This window comes from Sphingomonas sp. SP1, from assembly GCF_058313395.1.
This window is the reverse complement of the sequence record NZ_JBZFLC010000001.1, coordinates 1952587-1966894: the sequence shown is the minus strand read 5'-3', so window position 1 is coordinate 1966894 and position 14308 is coordinate 1952587. Positions and strand designations below refer to the sequence as shown.

Genomic DNA, 14308 nt, shown 5'->3' with positions numbered 1-14308 from the left:
ATGAACCGCATACTGGTTACCGGAGGCGCCGGCTTCATCGGGAGCGCAGTAGTCCGTCGGTTGGTTGGCGCCGGCTACTTCGTCGTCACACTCGACAAGCTTACCTATTCCGGCACCCTGAGCAGTCTTCGCGAGGTCGAAAGCGCTCCCAATCACCGCTTCGTCAAAGGCGACATACTGGACGCAATGCTCGTCGAACGCCTCCTTCGGGAGCACCGGATCGAAGGGATCATGCATCTGGCGGCGGAAAGCCATGTCGACCGCTCGCTCGATGGTCCGGCCGCCTTTGTCGAGACCAACGTCGTGGGTACCTTCCGGCTCCTCGAGGCGGCGCTTACCTATTGGCGCGATCTGGACGACGCGGGCAAGCAGGCATTCCGCTTCCATCATGTCTCGACCGACGAAGTGTTCGGCGACCTGCCCTTCGATCCCCGTGCGGTCTTCACGGAAGAGACTCCTTACGCACCATCGTCGCCCTATTCGGCGTCCAAAGCCGCCTCGGACCATTTCGTCCGCGCCTGGCAGCATAGTTTCGGGCTGCCCGTCGTGCTCTCGAACTGCTCCAACAACTACGGGCCGTATCATTTCCCGGAAAAGCTGATCCCGCTCACGATCCTCCATGCGCTCGAAGGGCGCGAACTGCCGGTCTATGGCCGCGGCGAGAATGTCCGCGACTGGCTCCACGTCCAAGATCACGCCGCGGCGCTGGAGGCAGTCCTGACGCGGGGGACGGTCGGCGAAAGCTACAACGTTGGATCGCGGTCTGAGCGAACCAACTTGCAAGTCGTGCAAACGGTGTGCGACCTGCTGGACTCTCGGGCAACGCCATTGCCGGGCGGAACCTCCCGACGTTCGCTGATCCGTTTCGTAACCGACCGGCCGGGACATGACCGGCGCTACGCGATCGACCCGGCAAAGATAGAGCGGGAAATGGATTGGCGGCCCGCCCATCGCTTCGAGGATGGCCTCGCCGCGACTGTGGACTGGTATCTTGCCAACGAATGGTGGTGGCGACCCTTGCGCGAACGCTACGGTGGTGAACGGCTCGGCAAAGCATCATGAAGCTATTGATTACGGGTCGCGAAGGACAGCTCGCCCGTTCGCTGCTGGACCGTGCGGGCGATGATCCGTCCTTTGAACTGATCACCGCGGCGCGGCCTCTGGTTGACCTCAAGCAACCGGGAAGCATCGGAAAGGCGATCCGTGACATCCGTCCCGGACTGGTGATCAACGCCGCCGCCTACACCGCCGTCGACCAGGCCGAGCAGGAGCCCGAACGCGCCTTTCGCATCAATGCGGAAGCGCCAGGCGAAGCTGCGAAGGCGGCGGCGGAGGTCGGCGCCGCGTTCATCCAGGTTTCGACCGATTATGTATTCAACGGCGATGCCACAGAGCCCTACTCTGAAACTGCCCCGACTGCTCCGCTTGGCGTATACGGATCAAGCAAGCTCGCGGGAGAAGAAGCGGTCCGCCAAGCCAATCTGCAGCATCTTATCATCCGTACTTCGTGGGTCTACAGCCCATTCGGCCGCAACTTCGTCAAGACCATGCTCCAGCTCGCTCGCACGCGGGATGAGGTTCGCGTCGTGGCCGATCAACGCGGCTCGCCAACCAGCGCAGCCGACCTCGCGGAGGCGTTGCTGGCACTAGCCGGACGCCACGCCGCCGGCGACCAGGCCGGCTGGGGTGAAACTTATCACCTCACAGCTGCTGGATCGTGCAGCTGGGCGGATCTCGCGACCGAAATATTCATGACGAGCCAACGTCTGGGCGGGCCTCATGCTGCGGTCTTGCCTATCTCCTCCGCCGACTATCCGGCGCCGGCGCGAAGGCCAGCATTCAGCGTGCTGGCCACCGACAAGGCCCGGCGGCAGCTCGGCATTGCTTTGCCCGATTGGCGCCGATCGCTTGAGCCCGTGGTTGCGACGCTCCTCGCCGAAGGGCGCTGATGCGGGTCCTGGCGTTCACCCGCTACGACGCGGAAGCGGCCTCGACCCGGCAGCGGCTGCTGCAGTATCTTCCCGCGCTTGCCGACGCGGGCATCGACGTCGACGTTCGTCCGCTTCTCAAGGCAGAATATGTTCGCAGCATTGCCGGCGGGCCCCGGGTGCCGCGGTCGACGATTGCCCGCTGGTATGCCGAGCGATTGGCCCAATTGCGTGAAGCGGTCGGCTATGACCTCGTCTGGATTTACGTCGAGCTTTTCCCATGGCTTCCCGCCGCTATTGACCGGCAGATCTTTCGATCGGGCAAGCCGGTTGTCTTTGATTTCGACGACGCCTTCTTCGTCCAATATGATGAAAGCCCGCGCTCGCTCGTCCGGGCCACATTGGGCGGCAAGCATGCGATCCTGTTGCAGCAGGCAGCCGCAGCAGCGTGCGGCAATGATTATCTTCGACGCTTCGCGCAACCGAATTGCCCGCGATCGCTGGTAATCCCGACCGTAGTCGATACCGACCGCTACGTTCCGGCGCCGGCGCGGAGGGAAGGCCCGATAACCATCGGGTGGATCGGCTCCCCCTCAAACTGGGATAATGTCCGCCCGTTGCTCCCCCTTCTTCGGGAACTCGTGGAATCGCGCGATGTCAGGGTCAGGGTAGTCGGGGCAGGGGCGGTACCGCTGGGCGACCGCTTCGAGGGGCTTGAGCTGATTCCCTGGTCCGAGCAAAGCGAAATCGGGGAAGTGCAGCGTTTCGATATCGGTATCATGCCGCTGCGCGACCTGCCGTTCCAGCGCGGCAAGAGTGGCTACAAGATCATCCAGTACATGGCGTGCGGGCTACCGGTCGTGGCCTCCCCGGTCGGGGTCAACAGCGAAATCGTCAGCGAGGGCGAGACGGGTTTTCTGGCGGCTGGCGAGGAAGAATGGCGTACCGCCTTGATTCGCCTGATCGACGATCGGCAATTGCGGCGTCGCCTCGGTGCAGCCGGGCTGAGGCGCGCGCGCGAAGGCTATTCCCTGGCATCTCAGGCCCCGCGCCTCGTCACCCTGTTACGGGACGTGGCCAGCTCGCGATAAATGGTGTCGTAGGCCGCAATGCCGCGTTCGAGGTCGAACCACTGCTTCGTGGTTTCAGCCCACCTATCCCCGGAAGGCCCGAGCGCTGCGAGCTCGGCCAGCGCGTTCCGGTAGGCCGCGGGCGTGAACTCTTGCAGAATGACACCGGCGCCCGCCTGCTCGATGATCCGGGCCGTATCGCCCAAGGTCCGGTCCGCAACCACCGGCAATCGCAAGGACAGGAACTCACCGATCTTCACCGGTGATCGCGCCGCGCCTGATGGGCATTCCTTGCCGAACAACAGTCCGTAGTCGGCCGCCGCGACCAGCGACGGGACCTCGGCGGGGGCAGCCGTCCGTATCAGGATGGAGTGGCGCGGCACCCCGGCCTGCTCGGCGTCGGCGAGGACGGCGGCCGGATCGTCGCGGGTGACGAGCAGCATCCTGGCTGAAGGATCCCGGGCAAGCTGGACCGCGAAAAAGTCGAGCATTCGATCGCGGCGGTACCAACCCGTCAATGACCCAAGCGCCACTGCGACCGGCGCGTCGGGGGCGATGCCAAGTATATTGCGCGCTTCGATCCGCTTCTGCGAACCGATCGGCGGGAACTTGGCTGCGTCGATGCAGCAGGGAATGACGTGGATCGGCGTTGCCGTGGCGGCACCGTCTGGACGGGAAACCATCACCTCGCGCCCCGCCTCGGTCAGGCTGACGATCGCATCCGACTCCCGCAGGAAGTCCCCCTCGCGACCCTTGAACCAGCCGTAGATGGTCCGGAACAGCGGATTGCGCAGATCCCAAAGCCCGCCGTCCACGCGCTCGTCCGCCCAGAAGCCGCGCATGTCGAACAGGAAGCGGATGCCGTGCCGCCGCTTCAACGCCAGTCCGACCAGTGAAGGTGGATAGCTGCGGCAGTGGACAAGGTCGAACGGCTCTTGCCGATGCAACCGCTCGGCCTGGCGGTGCATTGCCAACAGGTCGATGACGGTCGACAGCACGGGCGGCTGCTTGCGATAGGGCAGGGGATGCCAGTCGATGCCATGCGCGACGCAAAAGCTCGCGACCTCGGCCCGCTCGGCGCTGGTGCGCTCCGGCTTCTCGAAGCTGATCAGGCTGATCCGATGACCCTTGCCGGACAGGCCGGCCAGATAGGGCAGGACCTGCGATCCTCCCAGCGGATCGGTCATTCCATCATAGGACAGGAACAGCGCCCGGGCGCCGCCCTCAGCCGTGTCGTTCACGACCGTCGTAGTTCAGATACCAGTCCGCCCAGCGGCGAATGCCCTCGTCCAGCGAGGTGCGCGGACTGAAGCCATGATCTCGCTGGATGGCGGAAATATCGGCGAAGGTATCCGGCACATCGCCCGGCTGCATCGGCGCCAGTTCCTTCACCGCGGAGCGACCAAGCGCTTCCTCCAGCAAGTCCACCAGCCGCCCCAACTCCTCGGAACGCGAATTGCCGATGTTGTACAGCGCGTGAGGCGCAATGCTGCCGCCCGCCTTGGGCTGATTGTCATCGTCGGGCGGCCCATCCAGACAGGCCAGCACCCCGCCGACCACATCGTCGATAAAGGTGAAGTCGCGCCGCATTTCGCCGCGATTGAACAGATGGATTGGCTCGCCCGCCAGGATCGCTCGCGTAAACAGCCATACTGCCATGTCGGGCCGGCCCCAGGGCCCATAGACGGTGAAGAACCGAAGTCCCGTCAGCGGCAGGCGATACAGATGCGCGTAGCTTTCGCTGATCAGCTCGTCGGCCCGCTTGGTCGCGGCGTAGAGCGACACGGGCCGGTCGGTCCGGTCCTCGACCCGAAAGGGTAGTTCCGCGTTGCCGCCGTACACGGACGACGACGAGGCGTAGACCATGTGGCGGGTCGACCGGTGTCGCGCGACCTCCAGCATGTTCAGGTGACCAAGCAGGTTGGATTCGGCATAGGCCCGCGGATTCTCGAGGCTGTGACGAACGCCAGCCTGCGCGGCGAGGTGAACGATGCGATCGAAGTCGTACGATCCAAGCTGCCGCTCGAGCGTGTCGGCGGTCGCGATATCCGCTTCCACGAACTCCCAGTCGCCGCCGCCGGCCGCGACATGACCGAGCCGATCGCGCTTGAGCTGGACGTCGTAGTAGCTGTTGAGATTGTCGAGCCCGACGACCCGCTCGCCGCGGGCAAGCAGGGCGCGGCACACGTGCGATCCGATGAAGCCGGCCGCCCCCGTGACGAGAATTGTCATGCGCTTGCCTGATCCTCCCTCAATGCCTGAGGCTTTCCTCAGGCGGGTTCGGTCAAGGCTGGCGCGCCCGCATTGCGCCGGCCGATGCCGGAATAGGTCAGCCCCACCCGTGTAACCTCTTCGGCTTCATAGATGTTGCGCAGATCGATCACGGCCGTGCCGCGCATGATCCTCGCCACCTTGCGGAGGTCGAGCGCGCGGAATTCGTCCCATTCCGTGACCAGCACCACCGCATCCGCTCCGCCGATCGCCTCATAACTGTCGTCGAGCAGGTCGACATTCTCCAGCAGCGGCTCGGCCTGCTCACGCCCGACCGGATCGTAGGCGGCAACCGATGCGCCGCCTTCCTGCAGCCGCCTGATCAGCGCCAGGCTCGGCGCGTCGCGCATGTCGTCGGTGTTCGGCTTGAACGTGAGGCCGAGCACGGCGACCCGCTTGCCCGCCAGATCGCCACCCAGCGCCGTCTGCACTCGGTCGGCCATGGCCAGCTTCCGCTCGTCGTTTACCTCAACCACGGAATTGACGATCCGCATCGGCACATTCGCCTTCTGCGCCGTCTGCAGCAAGGCGAGGGTGTCTTTGGGGAAGCAGCTCCCGCCATAGCCTGGGCCCGCGTGAAGGAATTTGGGGCCGATCCGATTGTCGAGGCCGATCCCCTGCGCCACTTCCTGCACGTCGGCACCGACCGCCTCGCACAAGTCAGCGATCTCGTTGATGAAGCTGATCTTCGTGGCGAGGAAGGCGTTGGCCGCATATTTTGTCAGCTCGGCGGTTCGACGGCCAGTGAACAGGATCGGCGCCTTGTTCAGGAACAGCGGCCGGTAAATCTCCCGCAGCACCTCGCGTGCCCGCTCTTCCTCGGCGCCCACCACGATGCGGTCCGGGATCTTGAAGTCGCGGATCGCGGCGCCCTCGCGCAGGAACTCCGGATTGGACGCCACCAGCGTACCATCGGGCGCCCTGTTCTCGCGTAGGATCCGGGCGATCGCGTCACCTGTGCCCACCGGCACAGTCGACTTCGTAACGACCACGGTTGGGGCCTTCAGCGTTTCCGCTATCTCCTTGGCGGCCGCATAAACATAGCTGAGGTCGGCGTGCCCGTCGCCGCGTCGGGCCGGAGTGCCGACGGCAATGAACACCGCGTCCGCGCCGTCGCCGAGTGCTTGCGAAAGGTCGGTCGTGAAAGTCAGTCGGCCATGCTGAACATTGTGGGCGACGAGCGCTTCCAGGCCCGGCTCCCAGATCGGCAACTTGCCTGCATGAAGGCCAGCGATCTTGCGCTCGTCCTTGTCGACGCACGTAACGCGATGGCCGAAATCGGCAAAGCAGGCTCCGGAGACAAGGCCAACATAGCCTGTTCCAATCATTACAATATGCATGGGTTGCTCGTCGCTCCGGAAAGGCGGGTCGGGCTGCCTCTACTCAGCAGGTTCGGCAAATGCCAGTCCACTGGCTCGGGCTTCGTCCCCCGGCGGGATTGTCTTGCGCGCCCTGACGATCGCCGCAGTGGAATTCCCGCCCACGGGCACGAAGCCGGCGTGTTCCACCTCCGCCCCCGCCGCTTCCATCATCCGCGCCACGGAACCGATCGTTTTGGGACTATCGTACTCGGGTGAATACATGTCGAAGGTATCGAGCACGGCCCATTCGCGCCGCTCTGCCGGCGACAGGTTTTTCGGCACGACCGTTTCCATGTCGACCAACGGCAGGAAACGCCGCAAGATGCCGAGCCCGCTTCGCTGGAGCAGGTCGGACGCCTTGATCAATCCATCGACATGCCGGTCGATGCTTTTCAGCAGTCTTTGGTGATCCATGCGCCGGGTCAGTGGTCGCAAGAGATATTTGGCGTGGATCTTGGTCCACCATCCGCGGATGGGGTAAAAATCGACGACGATTTCGCCGCCCGGCCTGGCCTTTCTGACCAGCGCCTCGACCGACGCCCGGAAGTCCGGGGTGTGCTGCAACACGCCAAAGCAGAACACCCGATCGAACCGGTCGTCTGGAAACGGCATCTCATAGATGCTGGCCTGTGCCAGGTGGAAGCGGTCCGCGCCGAGGGTGGCGTTGCTCCGCCAGTTCGCCTCGACCGCGCTGCTGTAATCGACGCTGAAAAGATTGGCCTGCGTATGATCCAGCACCGCCCGGCTGAACCTTCCAGCGCCGGACCCGACCTCCAGCACGTCCAGCCCGGCAAGTTCGTCCGCCTCCCAGCCGCTGCCCGCGAAAAAGCGCTCGGCGGTGGCGCCACGCACACCGATCGGATCGAGCTGGGTGCGATCGAACTTGTTCCACTGCATGCCGAAGCTCGCAGTATAATTGTCCACCTCGCAAAAACGCGGCACATCCTTGATGATAGGGTAGGGATGGCGGCCACCCACCAGGTACTCCCCTTCACGGCGAAGGGCAGCCCCGGATACAGGGTCGATGAAGACAGTTTTGGCCATTCCAGACTCCCGGGAACAATCAAGGGCTCTTTCGGCAGGTGTTGAACGATAAGCAAGTGCGCGGCGGCGCCGATCCGGCTGCTCGGCGTCGACACATCGCCTTCCTGCTGCCCAACATGGCGGGGGGCGGAGCGGAACGGGTTGCCCTGGATTTGATGCGCGGCTTCGCAAGCCGCGGCTATCGCGTGTCGCTGGTGCTGATGAGCGCGGACGGCCCGTTGCTGCGTCATGTGCCCGCTGGTGTCCGCATCACGGACCTTGCGGCGCCACGGCTACGAAGCGTCCTGAAGCCCTTGGTCCGTTACCTGCGCACTGACCGACCGGATGTGCTGCTGTCCTTCATGTGGCCGCTTAACTCGATCGCGGCCTTCGCTGGGGCCGCGGCGGGGACAGGCGTGCGAGTGGCTGCCACGGAACATGCCGCCTTGTCGCGGCAATATGCCGATTGGGGCCGGTGGCATCGTCTGTTCTTGTCCGCGACCATTCGCGCGACCTACCGGCGCGCCCATGCGGTGATCTGCGTGTCGGAAGGGGCGGCGGACGATCTCGCCACGCTCGGCGGACTGCCGCGCGGCGCGCTGACGGTAATCCATAATCCTGTGCCCGGCCCCGCCAGGAAGGTGAAGGTGCCCCCGGCGATCGAGCGGCAATGGCGGGGCCCCGGGCAGCGCATCCTCTCGGTCGGCAACCTCAAGGACCAGAAGAATCATGCCCTGCTGCTCCGTGCCTTTGCCAGACTCCCCGCCGACCCCCCGACCCAGCTCATGATCTTGGGCGAAGGGCCGCTCAGATCGTCTCTCGAGCGACTGGCCGGCAAGCTTGGCATCGCGGACCGGCTGGCCCTCCCGGGCTTCGTGACCGACCCCTGGCCCTATTACGCCTCCGCCGACCTGTTCGTCCTGTCGAGCGATTACGAAGGCTTCGGCAACGTTCTGGTGGAAGCAATGCACCTGGGCCTGGGCGCGATCAGCACCGATTGCCCTGCTGGTCCGGCCGAGATTCTCACCGACCAGCGTCTCGGCACGCTCATCCCGGTGGGCGACGAGCTTGCCTTGGCCGCGGCGATCGAGCACCGGCTTGCCCACCCGGTTGATTCCGCGCTGGCCCGGCAGCGCGCCGCCGACTTTTCCAGCGACGCGGCGCTGACCGCCTATGAGCAGGTGTTATTCGGATGAGTGCCAACTCACCGGTCGCTACGGACAAGGCGACCATTTTATTCTTCGCCTTCAATCGCCCGGACCACACCCGGCGCGCCCTGGAGGCGCTGTCGCAGGCTGACGGCGCTGCTGATTCGCGGCTCGTCATCCATTGCGACGGGCCCAGAGCGGATGAGAGCGACGAGATGCGCGGGCGCATCGCCGAAGTGCGCACAATCGCCGCCTCTCGGCAGTGGTGCGGCGAGGTCGAGCTTCGCTTTCAGGACGCCAACCTCGGCCTTAGGCGCCATTTGCTGGAAAGCATCACCGCCGCGACGGAGCGTTTCGACCGGGTGATCGTGGTGGAGGACGACGTGCTCGTTTCCCCCGGGTTTCTGACCTTTCTCAACCAAGCGCTGGAGATTTACGAATCCGACCATCAGGTCATGCACGTGTCGGCCTATTCACCACTTCGCACCGTGCCGACAGGCTATGCCGAGACGACCTACTTCTTCAATCACAGCTTCGTCGGCTGGGGTTGGGCAACCTGGCGGAGGGCGTGGCAACGCTTGTCAACGGACGGCGCCCGGCTCCAGCAACGGCTCCGTTCGCAAGGACTGCGGAGATACGTCAATCTTGAAGACTATTACGAATTCTATTGGGCGCTGGGCTATCTCGATGCCGGCCTGTCGCAGGACTGGAACTGCTATTGGCACAGCAGCATCGTCGCCGACCGCGGCTTCTGCCTGCACCCGGTGAAGAGCCTGGCCGACAATATCGGGTTCGACGGGTCGGGTGTTCATTGCGCAGGCGGTGACGAACGGATGCTGCGGCCGGCCACCGACCGGCTCCCCATCCACCGCATTCCCATCGCCGAGGACCCGAACCTGCGCCGCCTCGCGACGCAAGTTCCCTGGAAGCGACGGTTCGAGATCGGCGCCAAGCATCACCTGCGCAATGTGCTGTTCGAGCGGATGGGCCTCGGCCCGCGCTGGTTCGCCTTCAAGCGACGGAGCGCACGACGTCCTTGAGCAGCGAGCGGTAGCTCAGCGACCAGCTCCAGCCGTAAGCGCCGGACGACACCAGCTCACCAAGATGCCGCAGCCGGCGACGGCGGGCGGGCTCTGCATAAAGGCTCGCCCGTTCCGCCAGCACCGCCGCCTCCCGGCGATTGCGTGCAGCCGACGCGCGCAAGGCAGCCGCATAGCGCGCTGCCGCCGTGCTCTCGGCGAGCGAATCCAGCCGTGCCGCCCAATCATGGTGCCAGTGGGACACCTCGGAATAGCGGGCAGCATGGTTGCCGAGCGCCAGGCCCACCGCTTCCGCCGCGCCCGGCTTCAGCAGACCGCTCGCGTTCGACCCGTGCCGGCGATACTTCGCAAGCCTTGCCTCCAGAAGCTGGACGCTCCCGGCCGCGTTGGCCAGCCAAGCGATCCAGCCGTCGTGCGAGTATCGGTCCACGTTCGGGTAGTCGGGACTGTCATGATGACTGCCGCGCATCCGGTCCGCGAAAGGAAAGTCGCGGATCAGATCGGCGCGAAAGGTTTGCAGGAAGCCGGTGCACAGCCAGTCTCCCGCCAGGCTTCCGTCACGATGCAGCCGGTTGGCGAAGCCATATAGCTGCGGCTGGATCACGGCCCCTGAACCGTCCACGACCTCCGCGTCATGAGCAACGAGCATGAGATCCGACGGGCCATCCGAGATCGCCTGGCCGACGATGCGAAGTTTCTCGGGCGCCCAATGATCGTCCTGGTCGCAGAACGCGACCCAGTCGCCCCGGCAGCGTGAGGCGGTCTGCAGGAAGTTTTCACCGTAGCCGAGATTCTTGGGGTTGCGAGTGACGTGCACCGGAAAGGGGCTGGTCCGCGCAAACTCCGCAAGGATGGCCAGCGTCTGGTCCGTAGAGCCATCGTCCCCGACGACCAGTTCCAGCGGCAACACCTCCTGCCGCGCCAGACTCTCGAGCTGCTCCTTCAGGAAGCGGGCGCCATTGTACGTCGCCATGGCGATGGACAGGGTCACCAATTCACGAACTCTTCACGGCAGTGGCCAACAGGAACTCTTTCTCTCCGCTGTCCCATCCCGTCTCCAACGGTGTTACCTTCATCGGGGGGGCCACTTGGTTGCCGGCATAGGGCTCTCGGCCCGCCGCGATATTCTCGCTCTGTCGATCGAGAAACGCGCGCGCGTCGGATCGGTCGTGAAAACGGATCGCCCGATATCCCGCGCCTTCAAGTTGTTTCTGCAATTCCTCCCGGTTGAGAAGCACCAGATGACGAGGGGGTTCCAGACCGCGCCACGCCGCTCCCCACAGGCGATGGGTCGGCGCGCGCAGATTGGGTGTTTCAACGTAGATTGTGCCGCCCGTTTTCGTCAGCGATGTGATGGTCGCCAGGGTCGCCGGCACATCATGGACATGCTCAATGACGTGTGAAAGCGTGACGTGGTCGAACTGACGCCGCGCATCTTGCCATTCTTCCAGCGTCCCGCGGACATCGATGCCGGCCTGGATGCATACCTCTCGCGCTGCCTCGTCCGGCTCGACGCCGCACGCTTCGAAGCCAAGCCTGCGGGCCAGCTGCAGAAACGCACCATTCCCGCAACCGATGTCCAGCAGCAGCGGGTGGGCGCCGGGCCCTCGTTCCAGAAAGCGGTGCTCGATGTCCCACCGTTCTCGCGCGGACTTTGCCAGCGGAACGAGCCAGCGGCCCGGGAATAATGCCGGCCGAAAAGCGCAGGCGAACCGCGCATTGCGGTAATCATTGGCCAGGGCCTCCCGGGCCGTCGCGACGAGGGAACGGCGAACCGCGGGCGGCAGCGGCTTTTCGTGGGTGTAATATGACCCGTAAGCCATGCCGATGCTCGCCCGATCGGGACGCGGGTCGAGATAGCCAACACCGCATCCGGCGCACTCCCACATGGTCCAGCGGCCGGCAGCGACGCAGAATATCCGATCCTCCAGCGCTTCGTGGAGAAGCGACCGTTCGGCGCTTTGGCAAACGGGACATCGACCGAGCACCTCGACAGCGCCCGCGGGCCAGGGACGCTCGAAGGGCATCGCTCCGCTCGTTACCGGTTCCAAGTTGCCCTCACCCTTGCCTCAATGAACGAGCGTTCGTTTGCCGCCAGCAACAGGAATCCCAGGGCCGCCGCCGCCGCCGCGATCCCGGTCTTGGTCAGCAGGTCCAAGGGCATCAGCAGAAGCATGGCCACCAACCACACGGCAACGCCGTTTTTCAGGACGATCAGCAGCGTGGCACGCGGCGCCTTGTCCAGTATCAGCAAAGCGATGAAGTCGACCGTTGCTCTCACCGCCCACACGATTGCGGCCCCGACCAGCCCGATGGACGAAAGCAAAAGATACAAGAGGGCCAGGTACGGCAGGACTTCGACGAGATGGAGTTTGGCCGTGACGTCGGTACGGCCGCCAGCCTGAAGCCGACCGAAAGGAACCTGTGCCAGGCTGTTTGCCCAAAAGCCTGCCAGGAGGACAATCGCTACCGGGGTCGCCGGCGCGGCGATCGCTTGGCCAACCCACAGCTGGAGAAAGGGACCCACGCAGATCATGGCCCCCATCGCCATGGGCGTTGTGATCAGCGCCAGGCCTCGAAGCGCCTGCTCGCTGGCATCCCGCGCCGAATGCAGTTCCTTTTCCGCAAAGCGCGGGAAAAGTGCGGCGGCGACGGCGTTGGGTACGAGCAACAGCTGAGTCACCAGATTGAATGGAATGACGTAGATCGCCACGGACGCCGCACCCAAAAGGGCGCCGACCGCAAAACGGTCCATGAACATCATCAGCGGCCCCACGATAGTCGTCACCGTCAGCCAGCCTCCGAACCGCAGCATCTGCCCCGCGTCCGCTCGGCTAGGTGTACTGAACCTCAGCACCGGCACGGCACGGACGCAGGCGACGGCCAACGCCGCGATCGTTGCGATCCGCGCCAGCAAGGTGGCGCCGATCAGATAGGCGAGGTTCGGAACCAGGGCCCAAGCGGCCAGCAACGGCAGCGCCGTCGTTCCGACCGCCCCGAACCCCATGATCAAATTGGAACGGCCGAACTCCAGCCGTCCGTCCAGGGCGCCGCGCATCAGGCTTTGGGTGATGCCGATGGGAAGTGCCACCAGCAGGAGGGGCAGGGCCGCCGTGACTTCCTCGCGCAGCGATTCCGGGACTTTTGTGAGCAGTTGTATCAAGCTTTGCAGCACGGGCGCCAGGACGAGCATCATCGCGATCGCCAGGCCCAGCGAGAGCGACATTCCCGTCCAGAACACGCCGCTTCGTTCCTCGCCGCTGGCCCCCCTAAGCGCGGCCAACCGTTGCGTCGTTGCCCGGCCGAGCCCGAAATCCATGAAATGGAGGTAGCCAACCAACACCCAGCACAGCGACAGGACGCCGAAACGCTCCAGCCCGATCAGGTGCAGCAGCAGCGGGACCGAGATCAGGGCCAGGGCCACGGGAACCGCCGACCCGACCAGATTATAGACGCTGTGTCGCGCGACGCTCACCGGCGGGGTCTAGAACAGCAAGGTTACGCCAGTGCAAGGCGCAAATACAGGACTGGCGGCATTGCCGCGAGGGCTTGCGCTCCGGGGAACTGGCGGCTGGTAACGATCGTGATCATGGGGCATTGCGATGGGATGCAATCTTCCTTGTGGCGTGCGGCGGGACGGAGCCGCCGGTATGTTGAACGCCTCGCGATCTGGACACGGGTCCTGCGCGAAATCAAAGGCTGTTCGTCCGCCGACCGGCGAGCGATCAGGGCCGCATTCCTTCGCGCGCCGCTGACGAGCGCCCGGTCGCTGGACGAGTGGCAGAATCCCGAATTGCTGACTGACGCGGACGTGGTCGTCGCCGGCATCGGGCGATACTCCATCCGCGCCGGAACCGATGATCTGTACCACGTGCTGCCCAGCCGGGAGCGGGCAGTGACGAACCTGCTGAATCAGCGACTGAAACCCGGCATGACATTCGTCGACGCTGGCGCGAACATCGGGTTCTTTACTGTGTTGGCGAGTCGCCTCGTCGGCCCCTCGGGGAAGGTGCTGGCCGTCGAGATGATGCCGCCCACGGCCAGGCGCCTGCACCATCATCTCGCGGCGAACGGGTGCGATAACGTGCAGGTTGTCGAACGGGCGCTGTCCGATACCTCGGGACAAAGCCTGCCGGTCAGCATGGTGGACGGCAGTTTCGGGACGGCCACGATCGCGGCAGAGCTCCCCAAGGCTGCCGGTTCGGTACAAACGGCAACGCTCGACGAACTGCTTGCGAGCATTCCTTCCGTCGACTTGATGAAGATGGACCTGGAGGGCGCTGAGCCGAATGCCCTGGCGGGCGCGAACGCGTCCATGGGAAAGATCAAGGCGATTGTCTTCGAGGAACTGGCCGGCGGGCCCGCATCCGCCATGCTGGAGCGCGCCGGCTACTCCGTCCGCCGCCTGTCGCCCCAGATGTCCTTGGCCGAACGATGATGGCAAGGCACGGCGCTGCAAGAGTATGC

At 64.7% G+C, this 14308-nt stretch carries 13 protein-coding genes; 6 read left to right on the top strand and 7 right to left on the bottom strand.

Features of this window, described 5'->3' with window-relative positions:
- Genes rfbB through AC4GYS_RS09935 form a run of 3 tightly spaced genes read left to right on the top strand, consistent with a single transcriptional unit; the run spans nucleotide 1 to nucleotide 3019 of the window.
- Nucleotides 1–1062 (top strand): dTDP-glucose 4,6-dehydratase, encoded by a 1062-nt coding sequence (gene rfbB / locus AC4GYS_RS09945; protein ID WP_491108921.1) that lies wholly within the window; start codon nucleotides 1–3, stop codon nucleotides 1060–1062.
- Nucleotides 1059–1949, top strand: coding sequence for a dTDP-4-dehydrorhamnose reductase (gene rfbD, locus AC4GYS_RS09940; protein ID WP_491108920.1), 891 nt, complete (start codon nucleotides 1059–1061; stop codon nucleotides 1947–1949). Before rfbB ends, rfbD begins: the two co-directional genes overlap by 4 nt.
- Entirely contained in the window at nucleotides 1949–3019 is a 1071-nt protein-coding gene (locus tag AC4GYS_RS09935; RefSeq protein WP_491108919.1) for a glycosyltransferase family 4 protein, read from the top strand. Before rfbD ends, AC4GYS_RS09935 begins: the two co-directional genes overlap by 1 nt.
- Here the strand turns inward: AC4GYS_RS09935 and AC4GYS_RS09930 are convergent.
- Genes AC4GYS_RS09930 through AC4GYS_RS09915 form a run of 4 tightly spaced genes read right to left on the bottom strand, consistent with a single transcriptional unit; the run spans nucleotide 2968 to nucleotide 7674 of the window.
- A complete protein-coding gene (locus tag AC4GYS_RS09930; RefSeq protein WP_491108918.1) occupies nucleotides 2968–4239 on the bottom strand; it encodes a glycosyltransferase in 1272 nt (423 codons plus the stop codon). The genes AC4GYS_RS09935 and AC4GYS_RS09930 overlap by 52 nt on opposite strands.
- Nucleotides 4223–5230 (bottom strand): NAD-dependent epimerase/dehydratase family protein, encoded by a 1008-nt coding sequence (locus tag AC4GYS_RS09925; RefSeq protein WP_491108917.1) that lies wholly within the window; start codon nucleotides 5228–5230, stop codon nucleotides 4223–4225. Before AC4GYS_RS09925 ends, AC4GYS_RS09930 begins: the two co-directional genes overlap by 17 nt.
- 38 nt (nucleotides 5231–5268) lie before the next feature.
- Entirely contained in the window at nucleotides 5269–6609 is a 1341-nt protein-coding gene (locus tag AC4GYS_RS09920) for a UDP-glucose dehydrogenase family protein (RefSeq protein WP_491108916.1), read from the bottom strand.
- Between the two features lie 39 nt (nucleotides 6610–6648).
- Nucleotides 6649–7674: a class I SAM-dependent methyltransferase gene (locus AC4GYS_RS09915; protein ID WP_491108915.1), complete on the bottom strand. Its 1026-nt coding sequence runs from the start codon at nucleotides 7672–7674 to the stop codon at nucleotides 6649–6651.
- Between the two features lie 41 nt (nucleotides 7675–7715).
- Here AC4GYS_RS09915 and AC4GYS_RS09910 point away from each other — a divergent pair, with 41 nt between their 5' ends.
- Both AC4GYS_RS09910 and AC4GYS_RS09905 read left to right on the top strand, forming a co-directional pair.
- The gene (locus AC4GYS_RS09910; protein ID WP_491108914.1) at nucleotides 7716–8849 is read left to right on the top strand and encodes a glycosyltransferase; all 1134 of its coding nucleotides are present in this window, start codon (nucleotides 7716–7718) and stop codon (nucleotides 8847–8849) included.
- A complete protein-coding gene (locus tag AC4GYS_RS09905; protein WP_491108913.1) occupies nucleotides 8846–9841 on the top strand; it encodes a glycosyltransferase family protein in 996 nt (331 codons plus the stop codon). The genes AC4GYS_RS09910 and AC4GYS_RS09905 overlap by 4 nt, the downstream gene beginning before the upstream one ends.
- Here AC4GYS_RS09905 and AC4GYS_RS09900 read toward each other — a convergent pair.
- The 3 genes from AC4GYS_RS09900 to AC4GYS_RS09890 are packed head-to-tail and all read right to left on the bottom strand — an operon-like array spanning nucleotide 9813 to nucleotide 13316.
- Complete coding sequence (locus AC4GYS_RS09900) at nucleotides 9813–10832, bottom strand: glycosyltransferase (protein WP_491109400.1); 1020 nt, start codon at nucleotides 10830–10832, stop codon at nucleotides 9813–9815. The genes AC4GYS_RS09905 and AC4GYS_RS09900 overlap by 29 nt on opposite strands.
- Nucleotides 10833–10836: 4 nt before the next feature.
- Nucleotides 10837–11868, bottom strand: a complete 1032-nt coding sequence (locus AC4GYS_RS09895; RefSeq protein ID WP_491108912.1) for a class I SAM-dependent methyltransferase — start codon at nucleotides 11866–11868, stop codon at nucleotides 10837–10839.
- An 11-nt stretch (nucleotides 11869–11879) separates the two neighbouring features.
- On the bottom strand, nucleotides 11880–13316 hold the full coding sequence (locus AC4GYS_RS09890) for a flippase (protein ID WP_491108911.1): 1437 nt from the start codon (nucleotides 13314–13316) through the stop codon (nucleotides 11880–11882).
- A gap of 114 nt (nucleotides 13317–13430) precedes the next feature.
- Between AC4GYS_RS09890 and AC4GYS_RS09885 the strand changes: the two genes are divergently transcribed.
- The gene (locus AC4GYS_RS09885; RefSeq protein WP_491109399.1) at nucleotides 13431–14279 is read left to right on the top strand and encodes an FkbM family methyltransferase; all 849 of its coding nucleotides are present in this window, start codon (nucleotides 13431–13433) and stop codon (nucleotides 14277–14279) included.
- Nucleotides 14280–14308 lie beyond the last annotated feature (29 nt).